Genomic DNA, 19,902 nt, shown 5'->3' with positions numbered 1-19,902 from the left:
TGAACGCATGACCCAGGTGGAGCAACCGGACGACGGAGCACCGCACGCCGCGGTCGCAGCGGCGCTGACCCGCGAACGGCAGCGCGCCGGTCTCTCCCTCGCCGAAGTCGCCCGTCGCGCAGGGATCGCGAAGTCGACCCTGTCCCAGCTGGAGGCGGGACTCGGCAATCCCAGCCTCGAGACCCTCTGGTCGCTCAGCGTCACCCTCGACGTCCCCTTCGCGCGTCTCGTCGAGCCGGTGCGACGGCCCGTCCAGGTGATCCGCGCGGGGGAGGGGCCGACGCTCGCCGCCTCCGGAGCGAACTACGTCGCGACCGTGCTGTCGGCCTGTCCGCCGAACGCCCGGCGGGACATCTACCGCATCGTCGTCGAGCCGGGTGCGCCGCGGCTGTCCGAGCCGCACTCGCCCGGCGTCATCGAGCACTGGGTGATCAGCACCGGCCGCGCGTCGATCGGTCCCGTCGGCGAGGAGGTCGAACTCGGGCCAGGGGACTACCTCTCCCACGCCGGCGACGTGCCGCACCGCTTCGAGGCGCTCGAGCCGGGCACGACCGCCGTGGTCGTGACCGAACACGTCTGAGCACCTCGACAGGCTCGGTGACCGCGGCGGCTCGGTGGGCGGGACGGCGCGGTGACCGGGACGCCTCGGTAGGCGCTCAGGCGTCGATGACGTGCACGAGCTCGTCGATGAAGCCCGCGAAGTCGTCGGATCGCCGGATGATGCGGGCGACGCTCGACCGTTCGGAGAAGACCTCGACGAACTGGTCGAAGACGGTCTGGAACGCGGCGCGACCCGATTCGCTGAACGCGACGAGCGCGACGACGCTCACGCGCGCTCCACCCCACTCCATCGGCGTCTCGTTCACGGCGATCGCGATGGCCGTCGAGTGGGCCGTCATCGTCATCGCGTGCGGCACCGCCAGGGTGTCGGTGAACGCGGTCGACGACATGCGCTCCCGCTCGATCGCCGCCGTGAGGTAGCTCTCGTCGATGATCCCGCGATCGATCATGCGTTCGCCGAGCAGCCGGATCATCGCCTCCTCGTCGGCCGCGTGCGCGTTGCGGAGGAAGAGGTCGGGGTGGAAGTACTGCAGCAGTTCGTCGCTGATCTCCGACAGCCGGGAGGAGCGGCGCACCCGGCTGACCGCGCCGCGGACGCGCTCCACGTCGGCCGCGGTGAGGAAGGGCTGGATGACGACGATGCCGTCGGCCGGCGCCGGCGGCTCGATCGTCGTGAGCACGAGGTCGCTGTCGATCGCCGACCAGTCGACGTCGGTGCGGGTGATCACGGATCGGACGTCGAGGACGTCCCCGAGCTGCGATTCGACGCGCCGGCGGAGCACCTCGTGCATGTCGTAGTAGCCGGCCGAGACGATCGTGCAGCCGAGCAGGGCCTCTTTGCGAGCCGTCTGTTCGAGCTGGGCGCCGACGTGCATGGCGATGTACGCGATCTCGTCGTCGTTGATGACGATGGAGCCGTGGCGCTGCAGCTGGCTCGCGATGAAGACCGCGAGCTCGTAGATCATCGGATACGAGGTCTTGATCGACCGCGTCAGCGGGTTCCGCGAGTAGGACTGGTCCTGCGCCCGACGGATGAGGTTCTGCACGTGCAGGGTGAGCCGCACGATGAAGTCCTCGTCGGAGAGGTCGACGAGGTACTCGCGGCCGGCGCGGTCGACGGCCTGACGGACCGCCGCGAGGTCGGCCTGGTCGACGTAGTCGTCGACGAGCACCTCGGCGGACGCGCCGCTCCCCGGGGTGACCACGCGCGTGACCAACAGGTAGCTCAGGTAGACGAGGTCGGCTTCCCCGAGGGCGACGTGGAAGTGGGCGTCGACGAGCCGTGCCAGGTCCTCCGCGACCGCCTCGACCTCGGGGGTGCGCGGCGCGTGGTCCGTCGGCTCCGCCGGCCGGTCCTTCGTGACGCGGTCGATCGCGATCGCGATGTGCAGGAGGACGTTCGCGATCCCGTACTCGTTGACGTAGTAGCCGCGGGCGGTCAATGCGTCGAGGAGTTCGCCCTTGAACGGGCTGAACTCGTTCGGCGCGAAGGCCCGCTGGAGTGCTTCGAGCTCGACGATGCCCCGGTCGGTCTCGTCGCGGAACATGCGGCTGAGCAGTCGGCGACGCTCGGTCTCGCCGCCCGCCATAGTGACGGTCGACCCCGAACGGTCGAGCGTGAGTGCGGTGTCGGCCAACATGGCGCGGACGCGGCCGAGATCACCCTCGACGGTCGACTCGCTGACGTGCAGGCGCTGCGCCGTCTCGTGGACGTCGATGCCGGACGGCGCGCTGATGAGGAGGCGGACGAGACCGTACAGCCGGTCCCGGGGCGTCTCGGACTCGAACGCCGACGCTGCTCGCCGGCGGTACACGGCGTACCCGTCCGCGTTCAGCCGGTAGCCGTTCGGGCCCGACTCGACGACGTCGTGCGGTGCAGTGCGGGTGTTGACCGCCGTCACATAGCTGCGCACGCTCCGCGGGGTGACCCCGAGGACCTCGGCGACCTCGGTCGCCGTCGTCCAGCCGTCGCGGCCTGCGAGGTAGCCGAGCATGCGGTCGTGTTTCTCGCGTGCCACGATGCCCCTCTCCGGCGGACGGTCCTCGCGCGGTCCGGGCGAACCGCTTCACCGAGTCAACCATCATCCGATGCGCTTCCGCGCGTTCGACGACCTTTCCGCCCCGCCGGAAGAGCTTCTGGTGGAGCGGCGACCCGCCCGAGGGAATGATGGTTCGGTAGGCAATCGGCGGTTCTGGAGAAGGTTCGATGAAGATCCTGGTGATTTGCGGCGCGGGTGCGTCGAGCACGTTCATGGCGCAACGCCTCCGACGTGCCGCAGCCGACCACTCCCTCGACGTCTCGGTCGAGGCCGGTGCCGAATCCCAGGTGCTCTCCGGCACGCTCACCCTCGACGGCGTCGACGTCCTGCTCGTCGGAGCCCACCTCGCCGATCACGAGCCCGCGCTCCGCGCCGTGGCCGAGCCACTCGGCACCGCCGTCGCTGTGCTCCCCGGCGACGTCTTCGGCGTCGAAGGCGGCGCCAGAGCCCTCGAACTCGTCCTCTCGATCCAGTCACCAACCAGGAGGTAACCCCATGGCAACTCGAACCGTCCGCATCGGCTCGTCGCACGGCCTGCACGCCAGGCCCGCGAAGCTGTTCACGCAGGCTGCGAAGGACGCCGGGGTCCCGGTGACCATCGCCAAGGGCAGCGGCAAGGCCGTCAACGCGGCGAGCATCCTCGGGGTCATCGCCCTCGCCGTCGAACACGGCGACTACGTGACCCTGTCCGTCGAGGGAGAAGGCGCAGCGGCCGAGGGCACCCTCGACACCCTCTCAGAGCTCCTCGTGACCGACCATGACGAGCAGTAGTCCGATGAGCGCGCTCCAGGGCATCGGCATCGGCCAGGGGGTCGCCGTCGGCCCGATCGCACGGATGGCCGATCCACTCCCGGCGCCGGCGGACGTCGCCAGCACCCTCGACCTCGCGACCGAGACCGAGCGGGCGAACACCTCCCTCGCCGCCGTCGCACGCGAGCTCGAAGCCCGCGGTGCAGCCGCCGGTGGTGCCGCACGCGACGTGCTCGAAGCGCAGGCCATGATGGCCGAGGACCCGACGCTGGCCGAGGAGATCGCCACCCGCCTCGCCGACGGCAAGACCGCCGAATGGGCCGTCTACGCGGCGTTCGCGTCGTTCCGCGACCAGCTCGCGGCGATGGGCGGGTACCTCGGCGAACGCGCCGCCGACCTCGACGACGTGTCCCAGCGGGTCATCGCGGACCTCATGGGGGTCCCGGCGCCCGGCGTCCCCTCGCCCGGTCACCCGTTCATCCTCGTCGCCCGCGACCTCGCACCGGCCGACACCGCCCTGCTCGACCTCGACCTGGTGCTCGGACTCGTCACGAGCGACGGAGGCCCCACTTCGCACACGGCGATCCTCGCCCGCGAGAAGTCGATCGTCGCCATCGTGGGCGTCGTCGGTGCCGCAGACCTCACCGACGGCACGACGCTCGTCGTCGATGCGGCGACCGGCGCGGTCACCGTCGATCCCACGCCCGAACTGGTGGCCGAGACGGAGCAGCGCATCGCCGACCGGCTCGCCCTGGTCAACGCCCCGGCCATCCCCGGCGCGCTCGCCGACGGCACTTCCGTGCCGCTCCTCGCGAACCTCGGGTCGGCCGAACACGCCGATGCCGCAGCCGAGCTCGGCGCCGAGGGTGTCGGCCTCTTCCGGACCGAGTTCCTCTTCCTCGACCAGGCGCTCGCGCCGACCGTCGAACAGCAGCGTGCGCACTACGAGAAGCTGCTGCGAGCCTTCCCCGGCAAGAAGGTCGTCGTCCGGGTGCTCGACGCCGGTGCCGACAAGCCGCTGGCGTTCCTGAACGACGCGCACGAGGACAACCCGGCGCTCGGGCTCCGCGGACTCCGCGCACTCCGGGCGAGCGAGGACATCCTTCGCGAGCAGCTCACCGCACTCGCCCAGGCGGACGCGGCGACCGACGCCGACCTCTGGGTCATGGCGCCGATGGTGTCGACCGTCGAGGAGACGAAGTACTTCATGGCGATCGCCGCCGAGTACGGACTCAAGACACCCGGCGTCATGGTGGAGGTGCCGTCGAGTGCGCTCCTCGCCGACCGCGTCCTCGCCCACGCCGGCTTCGCCTCGATCGGGACGAACGACCTCACGCAGTACACCCTCGCCGCGGACCGCCTGCTCGGCTCCGTGGGTGCGTTCCAAGACCCGTGGCACCCGGCGGTCCTCCGTCTCGTGCAGCTCGTCGGTGAAGCCGGCCGGCATCACGGCAAGCCCGTCGGCATCTGTGGCGAAGCAGCCGCCGACCCGCTCCTCGCCGTCGTCCTCGTCGGACTCGGCGCCACCACCCTGTCCATGTCGCCGTCGGCGCTCGCCGACGTCCGACACTCCCTCCAGCAGTACACGCTCGACGACGCCCGACGCATCGCAGCAGCAGCACTGGCCACCGACGGCGCAGCCGAGGCCAGGGCAGCGGCCATCGCCGCGACCACTCCCGAAATGAAAGAGGCAACATCATCATGACAACGACGTCTACTCCCAAGAAGCCGGGAGGTGCACGAGTCGGCGTTCAGCGATTCGGCACCTTCCTCTCCGGCATGGTCATGCCGAACATCGCGGCCTTCATCGCCTGGGGCCTCATCACCGCGTTCTTCATCGCCACCGGCTGGCTCCCGAACGGTGTGCTCGGCGGCTTCGGCAATGCCGACGTCATCGGGTGGCAGGGTGCCGCGACGGCACTCGCACAGGCCGACGACGGCACGACCTTCCCGCAGTACGTGGGCCTCGTCGGCCCGATGATCACCTACCTGCTCCCGTTGCTCATCGCGAACACCGGTGGCCGGATGATCTACGGGGAGCGTGGTGGCGTCGTCGCCTCCATCGCGACCATGGGTGTCATCGTCGGTAGCGCGATCCCGATGTTCATCGGCGCGATGATCATGGGTCCGCTCGCCGCTTGGCTCATGAAGCAGGCGGACCGCCTCTGGGACGGCAAGATCAAGGCCGGCTTCGAGATGCTCGTGAACAACTTCTCCGCGGGCATCCTCGGCGCGCTCCTCGCCATCGGCGGGTTCTACGGCATCGCGCCGATCGTCACCGCCCTCAGCAGCTTCCTCGAGGGCGTCGTCGACTGGCTCGTCGCCAACTCGCTCCTGCCGATCGCGAGCATCTTCATCGAGCCCGGCAAGATCCTCTTCCTGAACAACGCCATCAACCACGGTGTGCTGACCCCGCTCGGCGTCCAGCAGTCCGAGGAGACCGGCAAGTCGGTCCTGTTCCTCCTCGAGGCGAACCCCGGCCCGGGCCTCGGCATCCTGCTCGCCTTCTGCTTCTTCGGCATCGGCCTGGCGAAGGCCTCGGCTCCCGGCGCGGTCATCATCCAGTTCTTCGGCGGCATCCACGAGATCTACTTCCCGTACGTGCTCATGAAGCCGATGCTCGTCTTCGCGGCGATCGGTGGCGGCATGGCCGGTGTGGCGACGAACGTCGCCTTCAACACGGGTCTGCGCGCGCCGGCCTCGCCGGGCAGCATCATCGCCGTGCTCATCCAGACGGCTCCCGACAGCTACATCGGCGTGATCCTCTCGGTCATCGTCGCGGCAGCCGTGTCCTTCGCGATCTCCGCGATCATCCTCCGGGCGAGCCGCAAGCGCGACCTCGAGAACGAGAACGCCGGTGACCTCTCGGCCGCCGTCGCAGCCACCGAGGCCGCGAAGGGCAAGAAGTCGAGCGTGCTCGGCAACCTCTCTGCCGGAAGCGCCGCCGCCGGTGCCGACGTCGTCGACGAGGGCGTCGTCACCACCCTCGAGCGTGGTCCGATCCGCAACATCGTCTTCGCGTGCGACGCCGGTATGGGGTCCAGCGCGATGGGCGCCTCGGTGCTCCGTAACAAGATCAAGAAGGCCGGCATCGACGAGATCACCGTCACGAACAAGGCGATCGCGAACCTCGCCGACGACGTGGACCTCGTGATCACGCAGCGGGAGCTCACGGAGCGCGCGAAGGAGAAGACCCCGAGCGCCGTCCACATGTCGGTGGACAACTTCATGAACTCCCCGAAGTACGACGAGGTGGTGGAGTTGCTCCGCGGAGAGGGAGCACACTAGCAACGGAACGATCCCGGGGTGCACGCGAAGGGCGTGCACCCCGGGCCACACCCACCACCCTTCACCGGGCTCCCGGCCGCTCAGGCGGAGCCCTCCACGAGGAATGCAGAGGAAGCCATGTCGCAGGTACTGACCCAGGACCGCATCACCATCGTCACCGGGACGGTGACCCAGGAGGAGGCCATCCGACGCGCGGCCGACGCCCTCGAGGCGGCGGGGGCGGTCACCGACGAGTACTTCGAGGCGATGCTCGCGCGTGAGCAGTCGGTGTCGACCTACATGGGCAACCTCCTCGCGATCCCGCACGGCACGAACGACGCGAAGGAGGCGGTCCGCGATTCCGCCCTGTCCTTCACCCGGTACGAGACCCCCATCGACTGGGACGGCGAGGAGGTGCGCTTCGTCGTCGGCATCGCCGGCAAGGACGGCGGCCACATGGAGATCCTCTCCAAGATCGCCATCATCTTCTCCGAGGACGACGAGGTCGCCAAGCTGCTCGCCGCTGAGACCGCGGAGGAGCTCTACGCACTCCTGAGCGAGGTCAACGAGTGATGCGGGCCGTCCACTTCGGCGCCGGGAACATCGGACGCGGGTTCGTCGGCCTCCTCCTCCACGAGGGCGGCTACGAGGTGGTCTTCGCGGACGTCAACGCGGAGCTCATCGGAGCCATCGCCGCGGCCGACAGCTACACGGTCCACGAGGTGGGCGACGGGGCGAAGGACACGGTCGTCACCGGGTTCCGCGCCATCAACAGCGCGACCGACGAGGAGGCGCTCGTCGCCGAGATCGCCGCCGCCGACGTGGTGACCACCGCCGTCGGGCCGACCATCCTGCGGTTCGTCGCGCCGGTCATCGCACGCGGCATCGCCGCCCGTCCGTCGGACGCGGCACCGCTGGCCGTCATGGCCTGCGAGAACGCGATCAACGCGACCGACCTGCTCGCCGCCGAGGTGCGGCAGGCCGTCGGCGACACCGCCTGGGAGTCGCTGGCGGGCCGCGCCGTGTTCGCGAACACGGCCGTCGACCGCATCGTCCCGGGCCAGCCCGCCGGGCAGGGCATCGACGTCACCGTCGAGACGTTCTTCGAGTGGGCCATCGAGACCCCGGCCTTCAACGGTTCCCTCCCGTCGATCCCCGGCGCGCACTTCGTCGAGGAGCTCGCCCCGTACATCGAGCGCAAGCTGTTCACGGTGAACACCGGTCACGCCTCCGTCGCCTACTTCGGTGCTCGCGCCGGTATCGGGACGATCGCCGAAGCGCTCGCCGAACCGTCCATCGCGGCGGCCGTCGGTGCGGTACTCGAGGAGACCTCCGCGCTGCTCGTGGCGAAGCACGGCCTCGACGTCGACGCGCAGCGCGAGTACCGCGAGACGATCCTGCGTCGGTTCGCCAACGTGCACCTGCCCGACACCGTCGAGCGCGTCGGTCGCCAGCCGCTACGCAAGCTGAGCCGGACCGAGCGCTTCATCGGACCTGCCGCCGAGCTGGCGGTGCGCGGCATGGGCCACGACGCCCTCGTCGCCGCCATCGGAGCAGCACTGGAGTTCGACGTGAGCGACGACGAGCAGAGCGTCGAGCTGCAGGCCAAGTTGCACGACCTGGCGGCGGAGGCGTTCGTCGAAGAGGTCACCGGGCTCGCGCCCGAGCACCCGCTGGCTCCGGCGGTGCTCGCGCAGGTCACCGCTCGGCAGGCGACGCTCTCCTAGCAGGGCAGCCCTTCGACAGGCTCAGGGACCGGACATCTCCGGACCCTGAGCCTGTCGTTGTTCACGGGTCGGCCACCCCGGTCCCTGAGCCTGTCGAAGGGCTACGGGTCAGAACACCTTGCCGGGGTTCAGCAGGTTCTGCGGGTCGAAGAGCTGCTTGATCCCGTGCTGGAGTCCGAGCTGGTCGGCGCCGAGCTCGTCGCCCAGCCACCGCTTCTTGAGCAGCCCGATCCCGTGCTCGCCCGTCAGCGTCCCGCCGAGCCGGAGCGCGGCGGTGAACAGCTCCTCGGCCGCCTGCCAGATGTGGTCCGGTACCTCGGTGCCCTCGAAGACGAAGTTCGGGTGGAGGTTGCCGTCGCCGGCGTGCGCGACCGTCGGGATGGTGATGCCGTAGCGACGCTCGATGTCGCCGATCTCGGCGAACATCGCGGCCAGCTGGCTCCGCGGGACGGAGACGTCTTCGATGAGCGGGGTGCCGAACCGCTCGAGCGAGGGGTGCAGGGCGCGGCGGACCGCGAGCAGGTGCTCACCGGTCGCGTGGTCGGTCGACATCTCGGCGCGACCGCCGGCGGCACGCAACACCTCGAGGACGGCCGCCGCTTCGACCTCGGCGCTCGGCCCGTCGGTCTGGATGACCACGTGCGCTTCGCCGCTGCTCGGTGTCGGGAGCCGCAGGTACCGGTGGACGGCGACGAGTGCGACGGGGTCGAGCAGTTCCATGATGGACGGCTGGATGCCCGCCGCGGTGACGGCCGCCGTGGCACCGGCGGCGGTGACGACGTCAGGGAAGTACCCGGCGATCGTCGCGACGGTGCCGGGGGTGATCCGCCTGATGCGGACGGTCGCCTCGACGATGACGCCGAGGACGCCCTCGGATCCGACCATGAGGCTCGTGAGGTCGAGCCCGGTCACGCCCTTGATGCTCCGGTGACCGACGCTGATGAGGCGACCGTCGGCCAAGACGACCTTGAGCGCCAGGACGGCGTCGCGGGTCACCCCGTACTTCGCGCACAGGAGGCCGCCGGCGCCGGTGGCGATGTTGCCGCCCACGGTCGAGATCGCCCGGCTCGCAGGGTCGGGGGCGAACCAGAGCCCACGGGTGAGCAGGAGGTCGTTGAAGGCGCCGTTGATCACGCCGGGGTCGACCACGGCGAGCAGATCGGGTTCGTTGATCTCGTGGATCCGCGTCATCCCGAGGGTCGACAGCACGATCTCGCCCGCTCCGCCGAGTGCGCCGCCGGCGAGTCCCGTGCCCGCGCCCCGGGTCACGACCGGTGTCCCGGTCGCCGTCGCGATCCGCATGACGGTCTGGACGTCCTCGGTGGAACGCGCGGACACCACGGCGATCGGCGCGGCGTCCGACACGTGCCCGGACTTGTCCGTTCGCGCCGCCGCGAGGTCGGCATCCGTCGTCGACACCGCGTCGCCGAGGGCGTCGCGAAGGGCGTCGAGGACGTTCGGCGCGGTCATCGCGGCAGGGCGGTTCCGTCGGCCCAGACCGCCTGGACCGACCAGCGGTGGTCGAGGAGGACCGCGTCCGCGGCGTATCCCACGGCCAGGCGTCCGAAGCGCTCGCCGAGGCCCAGGACACGGGCGGGGGTGCTGGTGAGGGCTCCGACGGCCACCGCTGCGGGGATCCCGCTCGCGACCGCCAGGCGGAGCGCCCGGTCGAGCGTCAGGGTGGAGCCGGCGATCGAGTCTCCCTCGACGAGCCTCGCGAGGCCGTCCGTCACCTGGACCTCGAGGGCGCCGAGGAGGTAGCGGCCGTCGGAGGACCCGGCCGCCGCCATCGCATCGGTGATGAGGGCGACGCGGCCGGGAGCCTGCTCGAACGCGAGCTTCGCCACGTCGGGGTGCACGTGTTCACCGTCGAGGATGAGTTCGACCGTCACCCGCTCGTCGGCGAAGGAGGCGATGATCGGCCCAGGCGCACGGTGGTGGATCCCGTTCATCGCGTTGAACACGTGGGTGACGAGGCGTGCGCCGAGGTCGAAGGCCGTCTTCGTCAGTGCCTCGTCGGCGTCGGTGTGGCCGACGGCGACGACGACGCCGGCCTCGACGAGGACCTGGATCGCCTCGAGCGCGTTCGGCAGTTCCGGCGCGATCGTGATCTGGCGCAGGGTGCCACGGCTCGCGTCGATGAGCCGTTCGACGATGGCGGGGCTGGGGTCGATGAGCGCGGTGGGGTCGTGCGCGCCCTTCTTGACGGGCGACAGGAACGGCCCCTCGAGGTGGGAGCCGAGCACCAGGGGGTCTTCGGCGACGAGGTCGGCGATGCCGCCGAGACTCGCGACGAGCGCGTCGACCGGGTTGGACACCAGGCTGATGAGCGATCGGGTCGTGCCGTGCGCGCGGTGGACCGCGAGGGCGCGCTCGATGGCCTCCCGACCGTCGTCGAACGACGCCCCACCACCGCCGTGCACGTGGAGGTCGATGAAGCCGGGCGTCAGGTGGCCTCCGTCGGCATCGTGCACGAGGGCACCGGCGCCGAGGGGGAGTGACCGCCAGTCGTCGCCGGATCCGGTCGCGCGGATGACCCCGTCGACCGCGTGCAACCAGAAGGCGTCGATCTGGCCGTCGACGTCGACCTTGGTGGCCGAGTGGATCAGGAGGTCGGTCATGCGAGCTGCTTCCGTCCGCGGATGACGCCGCTGGCGACGGCGACCACGGCGAAGACCGCCGCGATGATCGGCTGCCCGAGGTGCAGCCACGCAAGGGCCGCCGCGGCGAAGATGAGGAGTTCCACGACGGCTTGGCCGTAGAGGTCGATCCGGATGACCGCGCGGGGCGACAGGAACAGCGCCCACAGGATGATCGCGACCACCGGTGCGGCGATGCCGATGACGACGTTGAGCGGGAACGGCCAGACCGCGACGCCCCAGAACCCGAGTGAGAAGAAGGCGAAGAGGTCGAGGAAGAACCGCAGGATCTCGGTGGGGCCGATCTTCACATCGGCGGGAATTCGTTCAGACACCACACGATTCTACGGCGGTGGCCGAGGTGCCGCCTCGTCTCAGCGGAAGATGATGGTCCGTGCGCCGTCGAGCAGGACGCGGTCCTCGGCGAACCACTTCACCGCCTGCGTCAGGGTGCGGCTCTCCTCGTCCTGCCCGATCGCGACGAGCTCCGACGGCGAACGCGAGTGATCGACGCGGACGACGTTCTGCTCGATGATCGGACCCTCGTCGAGGTCGCTCGTGACGAAGTGAGCCGTCGCTCCGATGAGCTTGACCCCGCGCGCGTGCGCCTGCTTGTACGGGTTCGCACCCTTGAACCCGGGGAGGAACGAGTGGTGGATGTTGATGGCCCGGCCGGCGAGCCGCTCGCAGAGCTCGGGGGAGAGGATCTGCATGTACCTGGCGAGGACGACGAGCTCGATGTCGTGCTCCTCGACCGCGGCGACGACTCGGGCCTCGAACGCCGCCTTGGAAGCGGCGTCAGTGACGGGCAGCGACTCGAACGGCACGCCGTAGAACGAGGCGAGGTCGCGGAGCGAGCCGTGGTTGCTGAGCACGAGTGGGATCTCCACCGCGAGCTGGCCGGCGCGCTGGCGGAACAGGAGGTCGTTGACGCAATGCGCGGCCGTCGACGCCAGGACGAGCGTCCGCAGCGGGCGCCCGACCACATCGAGTCGCCAGTCGAGCGCGTACCGCTCGACGACCGGGGCGATGGCCGCCTCGAACCGGTCCCTGGTGACGGCGGCCTCGACCTGCAGGCGCATGAAGAACCGACCGGTGTCGTCACTCGAGAACTGCTGGCTCTCGGTGATGTTCCCGTCGGCCTCGACGATCGCGCCACTGATGGCGTGCACGATGCCCGGGCGGTCCTCACAGATGATGGAGAGGACCCAGTGGACGGAGCGCTCGTGCGGAGCTGCGGGCGCGGCGGTGGGGTCGGTCGAGTTCGTCACCGACCCAGGGTACCGGCCGGGGGAGGCTCAGGCCGCCGGGACGGACCGCTCGTCGACGAGGTCGGCGTGCGAGGACTGCCGCAGGTAGGACCGGACGGTCTCGCGGCTGCGCTGCAGGCAGTCGATGCGGTCGTCGATCGACGCGATCTGTGTCCGGAGGGATTCGGCCGTCGCCCGTGAGCAGTCGGGCACGGCCCGCGTGGCCCGGGTGTCGTCGAGATCGAGGACCACGCGGACGAGCCGGGTCGTGAGACCGGCGTCGACGAGGTTGTCGACCGTGATCACGTGGTCGACGGCGGACGGCCCGTACTCGTCGAGCGCGTGCGGGGCCCGCACCGGGGCCAGCAGACCCTCCTGCTCGTAGGAGTGGAGCCTGGATGCCGGGACGCCCGTCCGTTCAGCGAGTTCTGCGATGCGCATGTGCGGCCTCTCTGTCACCTTCACCTCACGTGCAACGTCGGACCGAGGCCGCCGCATTCCCGGCCTCGGGTAGACTCGTCCGCGGTCGCCGGATGTCGGTCGGCCCTGGGCGCGCACATCAGCGCGTAGACGAACTCGTCCGCCGTGTCGGCCGACGGGTGAACGCCATCGTTGGAGCGATCCGATGACCTCCTCTCCTCCCTCCTCGGCGCGCCCCGCCGTACCGACCAAGCCGTCCTCGCCTCCGTTCCCGTGGGTGGGATTGATCGCCCTCGCGGCCGGGACCTTTCTCTCGGTCACCGGCGAGATGATCCCGACCGGGCTCCTCCCCGAGATGAGCGCGTCGCTCGGCGTCACGGAGTCCCAGATCGGGCTCCTCGTGAGCGTGTTCGCGTTCACGGTCGTCCTGTCGAGCGCCGCCCTCATCCATCTGACCAAGCGCGTCCCCCGACATGCGCTGCTCGTCGCCGTCATCGCCGTGCTCGGTGTCAGCACCGGCCTCGGAGCCCTGGCACCGAACTACGAGCTCCTCGTGGCGACGCGCGTCCTCGGCGGACTGGCACACGGGGTCTTCTGGGCGGTCGTCGGCGCCTACGCCGGCCACCTCGTGCCCAAGGAGCAGCTCGCGAGGGCCGTGTCCGTGACGATCGCCGGCGGCACGCTCGCGTTCGTCCTCGGCGTCCCGCTCAGCACGGCGCTCGGACACGCCCTCGGCTGGCGGCTCGCGTTCGGCGTCCTGGCCGTGGCGATGCTCCTCGGTGCCCTCGTGGTCTGGTGGAAGCTGCCGCCCGTCGGCCGGGAGGAGTCGCATGCCGCGTCCGCCGGTGCCACCGGTCGCGATCCGAGCGTCGTCCCCGTCGCGATCGTGTGCATCGCCGTCGGCGTGATCATGGCCGGCCACTACGCGTTCTACACCTACATCGCCCCGTTCCTCATCGGCGAGGTGGGTGTCCCGGCCGGTCAGCTGAGCATCCTCCTCCTCGTCTACGGCGTCGCGGGCGCGATCGGCCTGATCCTCACCGGCAGCGTCTTCGCGAAGCGGGCGACGACGGGACTCTTCGTCGCGCTGACCGTGTCGGCCGCGATGGTGAGTGCCCTCGTCCTGTCGACCGACTGGCTGCCCGGCGCGCTCGTCGCGTTCTTCCTGTGGGGCACGGCGTTCGGGATGCTGCCGCCGCTGATGCAGACCCGCCTGCTGCACGCCGCGAGCCCTAGGATCCGCGACACGGCGAACGCGTTCTACACCACCGCCTTCAACACCGGCATCGGTGGGGGATCCGCGCTCGGGGCGCTGCTCCTCGCCGAGGTCGGGCTCGGGGTGCTGCCCTGGGTCTACGTCGTGCTGGCGGTGGTCGCGACCTCGCTCCTGGCCGCGGACGTGCTCCGCACCCGCAAGCGCGTCACCGTCTGATCGCCCGCCGGAGGCTTCAGGGCGTGGTCGGTGCGTCCGTCGCCGGTGCCGCCGGGAGGTCGTCCGACGGTGCTTCGACGGCGACGTCCGATTCGACCGGAGCGGTCTCCGGGTCGGCCGACCCCTCGGGCGACTCCAGGACCGCGTCGTCCGCAGGCTCAGCGGTGGTGGCGTCCGCCGGGGTCGTGTCCGCCGTCGTCTGGGCCGCGAGGTCCGGGTCGGACGCTGCGGGGAGGTTCGGATCCGTCGCTGCCGGGACCGCGGCCGGCAGCGCCGCGGGATCGGCGGCGGATGCGGCCACAGCCGCGAGTTGGGCGGCGTCCAGCGGGGTGGCGTCGAGGGCGAGGGCGACGTCGGTCGTCAGGAGTCCGGCGAGCGAGAGGTAGTCGACCGAGGTCGACGGCCCCCGGCGGGACGCGTCGGCCGGGTCGACGCCCCAGACGGTCAGCTCATGGAGCCCGATCGCGACCGCGTCTCCGGAGAGCACTGCCCGACCCGCGGCGTCGAGCGTGACGCGTTGCTCGTCGCCGCCGTCCACGGTGTAGCCGATGGTGCCGTTCGGAGCGCCGACGACGACGAGTGACGCCCCCAGCTCGAGGACGCGCAGCAGGCGCAGGTCGAGGAGTCCGGTGACGTCGGGGCCCGCCACGGTCACCGTGACCGGCTCGGCCCCGAGGCTCACGACGTCGCCGAGGGTCTGTCGGACGGTCAGGACGAAGGTCCCCGTGCGGCCGAGGTCGACCGGCGCGGTCGACCAGCCGGCCTCGACGACGGCCGCGGTGGCCCGTTGCGTCTCCGAGGCCGCGACGGTCGTCGAGGCGAGGACCGTGTCACCCTCCAGGATGTCGATGGTGGCGCCGGGCGCTCCGGTACCGGTGAACGAGGGCCAGAGGAACCCTCCGCCGGAGTCCGCGGCCATCGTCGGCTGCGCGGGCTCGACGGGGTCCACCGGATCGACCGGATCGACGGGATCGGTCGGATCGGCGGGCGTCACCGGGTCGTCGGAGCCGGTCGGCGGAGCGACCGACGGCGTGGTCGACGGCGGCGTCACCGGTGTCGCGACCGGGTCCGGCGTCCCGTCCTGGTCCGGCGTCGGCTGGGGGCTGGGAAGCGGGGTCGTCGGCGTGGTCGGGCCGGTGGACGTTGGCGCGTTCGGGGCTGCCGCAGCGGGCGGATCCACGGTCTCGCCGGCGGCCACCGAGGTGCCGGGGTCGGCGGACGGGAACACGAGCGGGCCGAGGACGAGGGCCGCGGCCGTGACTGCGGCGACGACCACCACCCCGATCGCCGCGACGAGTCCGCCCGAGAGGCCTGCCGCGCCGGCGGCCGAGGCCGCCCCGACGCCCCCGGCGGTACCCACGGTGGCGATCCCGGCCCCGCCGGATCCGCCCGCTGTTGCGCCGGTCGCGGCATGGCCGCTGAGGTGTGCGGTCAGGACCGCTCCACCGGTGATACCTGCCGGCATGGCGACGACCGCCGTGGACGCCGGTCCGTCCGTCTGCAACCAGGCCAGATAGCCGGTCGCTCCGGCGGCGCCCGCGACCAGGGGGAGGAGGACGAGCGCCATGCGGGACCCGACGTCCTTCGCCTCCGCGGCCACGATCGTGCACCGCTGACAGGCGTCGAGGTGTGCTTCGACCTTCGCCGTGTCGCGGGCGCTCAGGTTGCCGCGCGCGTAGGAGCCGAGTCGGCTGATGGTGAACGCGTGCTCGGAGTCGTCGTCGACGGCCTGCAGGTGCGCTTGGATCCAGGCCTCCCGCAATCCCTCACGAGCCCGGTAGGCGAGCGCGGACACCGAGTTGGGCTTCATGCCGAGCAAGGGCGCAACTTCGGCGGGCGTCATGCCCTCGATCTCCGTGTACCAGAGGACCTCCTGCCAGCGCGTGGGCAGGCTGCGGAACGCCCGGGCACTCAGACTGCGGTCGAGGGCCTCCATCGACGAGGCCTCGTTCGTGTCGGGGTCCTCGAACGAGTCGAGCGTGTCGAGCGAGGTCTCCCGGCGCGAGCGACCCCATGCCGCCGCGGTGTTCCGGATGGTGGTGAACAGGTAGGGGCGGAAGGCACCCGTCGGGCCCTTCCCGCGACGGACCGCCTGATAGATGCGCGCGAACGACTCCGAGACGAGGTCGTCGGGGTCGAGGCTCGAGGTAATCGACCGGGCGACCGTCCGTCCGGCGTTCGCGTGCCTGCGCCACAGCTCACCGTAGGCGTCCTGCGAGCCCGCCCGGGTGCCGTCGATCAGCTCCGCGTCCGAGCGTTCGGCCAGCGGCGCCGCCTGGGACACGTCCACGCTCATGATGCCTCCGTCTGCATGCTGCGCACTGCCGGGCACCATGCCCGCCCGAGAGAGTCGGGTGGGGCGGGATCATGACGCGGAATCCTCATCTTCGCACGGGGGAGCGGCGGTGCGACCGTCCCGGATGGTCCGGATCCGCGGATCGGTTCGGGAACCCGCGTCATGAAGTGGTGCGGAACCGCTCTCTCAGGGTGAACGGCAGGGTTCCCGACTTCGGGGACTCGGCCGGGTCGTCCTCGGACGACCACGATGCGGACCGCGGCCGGTGCGCATCGGGCGGCGGACCCGAACCGCTGCAGATCTCGACGGGAGGGGGCGCCATCGTGCGAACCCGTCGATCGGCCGGGAGTGGCGCTCGGGGGCGAGCGCCACTCCCGGCCACCTTCCGCTCCTCGGATCCGCTCAGCTGACCCAGTCCACCTCGGGGGAGCGGTGGAACGCGATCCCCGCGGCCGACCAGCCGCGGGCGACCTCGGCCAGACGATCCCGGAAGTCGGGCCAGTCGGCGGCACGACGCTCGGACCAGCCGATCTCGGCGATCGAGGCGACGCGCGGGTACACCAGGAACTCCAGCGTCTCGACGTCCCCGACGGTCTCGGTCCAGAGCGGCGCCTCGACACCGAGGATGTCCTCCTCGCCCACACCGGTGACGACGTCGGTCGGCTCCCAGGCCGCCGACCGTTGCACACTCGTCGGGCCGTCCGCCCAGGTGAGCCCCGCCGAGTCGTCGTCGGGGTACTGCATGTCGAGGTAGGCGGCGTCGGACGGCGACATGATCACCCGCCCGCCCTGTCGGACGAACGACCGCAGCTGCTCGGCGTGACCCGGTTCGGGTGCGACGTAGTTCCAGTACTGGCCGACGGTGCGCGGCGCGAGCTCACCGGAGGCGCCGAACTCATGCCAGGCGACGGCGGTCTTCCCGGTGGCGGCGACCAGGTCGGACACCCGTCGGGCGAAGTACCGGAAGTCGTCCTCCGGGGTCGCGAGCGCCTCGTCGCCGCCGAGGTGGAGGTACGGTCCCGGGGTGAGCGCCGCGAGCTGGCCGAAGACGTCCTCGAGGAACGCGTAGGTGGTTTCGGAGCGGATGTCGAGACTCGAGAAGCCGACCTCGGTGCCGGTGTAGGGCTCGCGCGCGACCCCGTCCGCATTGAGCTCGGGGTAGGCCGCGAGGGCCGCGTTCGTGTGGCCGGGCACGTCGATCTCCGGGACGATCGTGATCGAGCGGTCGGCGGCGTAGTCGACGATGGCGCGGTAGTCCGCGGCAGTGTAGAAGCCGCCCTCACCACCGCCCACGGCCGTCGCCGCCCCGATGCCGGTCAGCTCCGGCCAGCCGGCGATCTCGAGTCGCCAGCCCTGGTCGTCGCTGAGGTGCAAGTGCAGGTGGTTGAGCTTCAAGCTCGCCAGCTGGTCGATGAACCGCTGCACCTGCGCGACCGTGAAGAAGTGTCGCGCCACGTCGAGCATGACGCCGCGGTAGGCGAATCGCGGCGCGTCGTCGACGACGACGGCGGCCACCTCCCACGCCTGCGCGCTGGCCTGGGGTGCCCAGTTCGCGGGCGGGAGCAGCTGGCGGAGGGTCTGGGTGGCATGGAGGACCCCGGCCACGTCGGAACCGACCAGGTCGACGCCCTCCGCCGTCACCGTCAGTCGATAGGCGCCAGCGGTCGGATTAAGCCGCTCGTCGATGCCGAGGGTGATCGCAGGACGGCCGCCGGCCACGACGTGATCCGCACCGCGCTCGCCCGCCGCGACCGTCTCGACCGGGATCGCGTACCCCGTCGAGGTTCGCAGTGCCTCGGCCAGCAGACGCGCCGGAACCGCGGCTTCGGGGGCGGTGACGACGGACGTCTCCGGCCCGAGCAGGAAGGAGGAGACCGACGGATCCGAGCGCTGCGAGCGGGGGCGGGGGAGCAGACTCATGCAGGTTCCTTCGCTGGCTGACCGTCGTGCGCGTCCGTCCGAGCGGGTTTGTTCGGACGGTGAACACGGGTCGGACCATCCTGTCACAGCCCGGTCGGCCCGCGCCGGAGCGACGTCGCGACCAGGTCCGGAACGGTGCGCGACAGCCGTCCCGTTGCTATGCTGCTAGCAGTCGCAACTGGCGTATAGACGGAGCCCGCTCCGCCTCAGATGGTTCACCATCGGGGAGCGACCCTGCACCTTGAAGACAAGGGCGGATTCGGCCGCACGCCTGGGCCGAAACGGCACATCACCGACATCCGTTCTGTCACAAAAGGGAGCCAGTCTTGTCCGACACCTTCAACGCGCCACTGTCCGAGGTCGATCCCGAGATCGCCGCGGTCCTCGAGCAGGAGCTCGGCCGCCAGCGCAACACCCTCGAGATGATCGCGAGCGAGAACTTCGTGCCCGTCTCCGTCCTGCAGTCGCAGGGCAGCGTGCTGACGAACAAGTACGCGGAGGGCTACCCTGGCCGCCGGTACTACGGCGGATGCGAGTTCGTCGACATCGCCGAGTCGCTCGCGATCGAGCGCGCCAAGAGCCTCTTCGGTGCCGCGTACGCGAACGTCCAGCCCCACTCGGGAGCGACCGCGAACGCCGCGGTGCTCTCGGCCATCGCCACCCCGGGCGACACCATCCTCGGGCTCGAGCTGGCCCACGGTGGCCACCTCACCCACGGCATGAAGCTCAACTTCTCGGGCAAGCTCTACAACGCCGTCTCGTACGGCGTCGACCCCGAGACCTTCCTCGTCGACATGGACGTGGTGCGCGACAAGGCGCTCGAGCACAAGCCGCAGGTCATCATCGCCGGGTGGTCCGCCTACCCGCGTCAGCTCGACTTCGCCGCCTTCCGTGCGATCGCCGACGAGGTCGGCGCGAAGCTCTGGGTGGACATGGCGCACTTCGCCGGACTCGTCGCCGCAGGCGTGCACCCCTCGCCCGTGCCGTTCGCCGACGTCGTCTCCTCGACCGTGCACAAGACGATCGGCGGACCGCGCTCCGGCTTCATCGTCAGCCGCGACATGGAACTCGCCAAGAAGCTCAACTCGAACGTGTTCCCCGGCCAGCAGGGTGGGCCGCTCATGCACGTCATCGCCGCGAAGGCCACGGCGTTCAAGCTCGCCGCGACGGCCGAGTTCAAGGACCGTCAGGAGCGCACGCTCCGTGGTGCCAAGCTCCTCGCCGAGGCGCTCACCACCGACGCGTCGAAGGCCGCCGGCATCGACGTCCTCACCGGTGGCACCGACGTGCACATGGTGCTCGCCGACCTCCGGACCTCGGAACTCGACGGGCAGCAGGCCGAAGACCTCCTCCATGAGGTCGGCATCACGGTCAACCGCAACTCGGTGCCGTTCGACCCGCGGCCGCCGATGGTCACCTCCGGCCTCCGGATCGGCACGCCGGCGCTCGCGACGCGTGGCTTCGGCGACGCCGAGTTCGCCGAGGTCGCCGACATCATCGCCCTCGCGCTCCGCAACGGTGCCGAGTCCGGTGCGCTCCGCGAGCGCGTCACGGCGCTCGCCGAGCGCTTCCCGCTCTACGCCGGCCTCCAGCAGTAGGGC

General features: G+C 70.8%; 17 protein-coding genes and 1 riboswitch. Of the genes, 9 read left to right on the top strand and 8 right to left on the bottom strand.

What is annotated here, in order from left to right:
* Window positions 1-7 precede the first annotated feature (7 nt).
* Entirely contained in the window at window positions 8-580 is a 573-nt protein-coding gene (locus tag QRN27_RS03650; RefSeq protein WP_285040784.1) for a helix-turn-helix domain-containing protein, read from the top strand.
* 76 nt (window positions 581-656) lie between these two features.
* On the opposite strand, the gene QRN27_RS03645 is transcribed toward QRN27_RS03650, so the two are convergent.
* A complete protein-coding gene (locus QRN27_RS03645) occupies window positions 657-2,579 on the bottom strand; it encodes a BglG family transcription antiterminator (RefSeq protein WP_350224084.1) in 1,923 nt (640 codons plus the stop codon).
* A 188-nt stretch (window positions 2,580-2,767) separates the two neighbouring features.
* Between QRN27_RS03645 and QRN27_RS03640 the strand changes: the two genes are divergently transcribed.
* The 6 genes from QRN27_RS03640 (at window position 2,768) to QRN27_RS03615 (ending at window position 8,344) form a co-directional block, all read left to right on the top strand.
* Window positions 2,768-3,091 carry a PTS sugar transporter subunit IIB gene (locus QRN27_RS03640; protein WP_285040783.1) on the top strand — a complete coding sequence of 108 codons (324 nt, stop codon included), beginning with the start codon at window positions 2,768-2,770 and terminating at the stop codon, window positions 3,089-3,091.
* Window positions 3,092-3,095: 4 nt separating this feature from the next.
* Complete coding sequence (locus QRN27_RS03635; protein WP_056007926.1) at window positions 3,096-3,371, top strand: HPr family phosphocarrier protein; 276 nt, start codon at window positions 3,096-3,098, stop codon at window positions 3,369-3,371.
* Between the two features lie 4 nt (window positions 3,372-3,375).
* A complete protein-coding gene (ptsP, locus tag QRN27_RS03630; RefSeq protein WP_285040782.1) occupies window positions 3,376-5,055 on the top strand; it encodes a phosphoenolpyruvate--protein phosphotransferase in 1,680 nt (559 codons plus the stop codon).
* A complete protein-coding gene (locus QRN27_RS03625; protein WP_285040781.1) occupies window positions 5,052-6,638 on the top strand; it encodes a PTS mannitol transporter subunit IIBC in 1,587 nt (528 codons plus the stop codon). The genes ptsP and QRN27_RS03625 overlap by 4 nt, the downstream gene beginning before the upstream one ends.
* 117 nt (window positions 6,639-6,755) lie before the next feature.
* Window positions 6,756-7,190 (top strand): PTS mannitol transporter subunit IIA, encoded by a 435-nt coding sequence (locus QRN27_RS03620; protein WP_056007920.1) that lies wholly within the window; start codon window positions 6,756-6,758, stop codon window positions 7,188-7,190.
* Complete coding sequence (locus QRN27_RS03615; RefSeq protein WP_285040780.1) at window positions 7,190-8,344, top strand: mannitol-1-phosphate 5-dehydrogenase; 1,155 nt, start codon at window positions 7,190-7,192, stop codon at window positions 8,342-8,344. Before QRN27_RS03620 ends, QRN27_RS03615 begins: the two co-directional genes overlap by 1 nt.
* 108 nt (window positions 8,345-8,452) lie before the next feature.
* On the opposite strand, the gene QRN27_RS03610 is transcribed toward QRN27_RS03615, so the two are convergent.
* Genes QRN27_RS03610 through QRN27_RS03590 form a run of 5 tightly spaced genes read right to left on the bottom strand, consistent with a single transcriptional unit; the run spans window position 8,453 to window position 12,674 of the window.
* The gene (locus QRN27_RS03610; protein WP_285040779.1) at window positions 8,453-9,814 is read right to left on the bottom strand and encodes an FAD-binding oxidoreductase; all 1,362 of its coding nucleotides are present in this window, start codon (window positions 9,812-9,814) and stop codon (window positions 8,453-8,455) included.
* The gene (nagA, locus tag QRN27_RS03605) at window positions 9,811-10,965 is read right to left on the bottom strand and encodes an N-acetylglucosamine-6-phosphate deacetylase (protein WP_285040778.1); all 1,155 of its coding nucleotides are present in this window, start codon (window positions 10,963-10,965) and stop codon (window positions 9,811-9,813) included. Before nagA ends, QRN27_RS03610 begins: the two co-directional genes overlap by 4 nt.
* On the bottom strand, window positions 10,962-11,318 hold the full coding sequence (locus QRN27_RS03600) for a YrdB family protein (protein ID WP_285040777.1): 357 nt from the start codon (window positions 11,316-11,318) through the stop codon (window positions 10,962-10,964). The genes nagA and QRN27_RS03600 overlap by 4 nt, the downstream gene beginning before the upstream one ends.
* 39 nt (window positions 11,319-11,357) lie before the next feature.
* The gene (gene purU, locus QRN27_RS03595; RefSeq protein WP_285040776.1) at window positions 11,358-12,254 is read right to left on the bottom strand and encodes a formyltetrahydrofolate deformylase; all 897 of its coding nucleotides are present in this window, start codon (window positions 12,252-12,254) and stop codon (window positions 11,358-11,360) included.
* 27 nt (window positions 12,255-12,281) lie between these two features.
* Window positions 12,282-12,674, bottom strand: coding sequence for a MerR family transcriptional regulator (locus QRN27_RS03590; RefSeq protein ID WP_285040775.1), 393 nt, complete (start codon window positions 12,672-12,674; stop codon window positions 12,282-12,284).
* A gap of 184 nt (window positions 12,675-12,858) precedes the next feature.
* On the opposite strand from QRN27_RS03590, the gene QRN27_RS03585 reads away from it, so the two are divergent.
* The gene (locus QRN27_RS03585) at window positions 12,859-14,085 is read left to right on the top strand and encodes an MFS transporter (RefSeq protein ID WP_285040774.1); all 1,227 of its coding nucleotides are present in this window, start codon (window positions 12,859-12,861) and stop codon (window positions 14,083-14,085) included.
* 16 nt (window positions 14,086-14,101) lie between these two features.
* Here the strand turns inward: QRN27_RS03585 and QRN27_RS03580 are convergent, their stop codons facing one another.
* Complete coding sequence (locus QRN27_RS03580; RefSeq protein ID WP_285040773.1) at window positions 14,102-16,381, bottom strand: sigma-70 family RNA polymerase sigma factor; 2,280 nt, start codon at window positions 16,379-16,381, stop codon at window positions 14,102-14,104.
* A 402-nt stretch (window positions 16,382-16,783) separates the two neighbouring features.
* On the bottom strand, window positions 16,784-18,301 hold the full coding sequence (locus QRN27_RS03575) for a beta-N-acetylhexosaminidase (protein WP_285040772.1): 1,518 nt from the start codon (window positions 18,299-18,301) through the stop codon (window positions 16,784-16,786).
* A gap of 166 nt (window positions 18,302-18,467) precedes the next feature.
* Window positions 18,468-18,585: riboswitch (ZMP/ZTP riboswitch) on the top strand.
* Between the two features lie 42 nt (window positions 18,586-18,627).
* On the opposite strand from QRN27_RS03575, the gene glyA reads away from it, so the two are divergent.
* Window positions 18,628-19,899 carry a serine hydroxymethyltransferase gene (gene glyA, locus QRN27_RS03570; RefSeq protein WP_056007889.1) on the top strand — a complete coding sequence of 424 codons (1,272 nt, stop codon included), beginning with the start codon at window positions 18,628-18,630 and terminating at the stop codon, window positions 19,897-19,899.
* Window positions 19,900-19,902: the final 3 nt, after the last annotated feature.

The sequence above is a fragment of the Plantibacter sp. LMC-P-059a genome (assembly GCF_030209505.1).
In the GTDB taxonomy this organism is placed as follows: Bacteria; Actinomycetota; Actinomycetes; order Actinomycetales; family Microbacteriaceae; genus Plantibacter.
The sequence above is the reverse complement of the archived record's forward strand: the minus strand, read 5'-3'. Positions and strand labels throughout refer to the sequence as shown.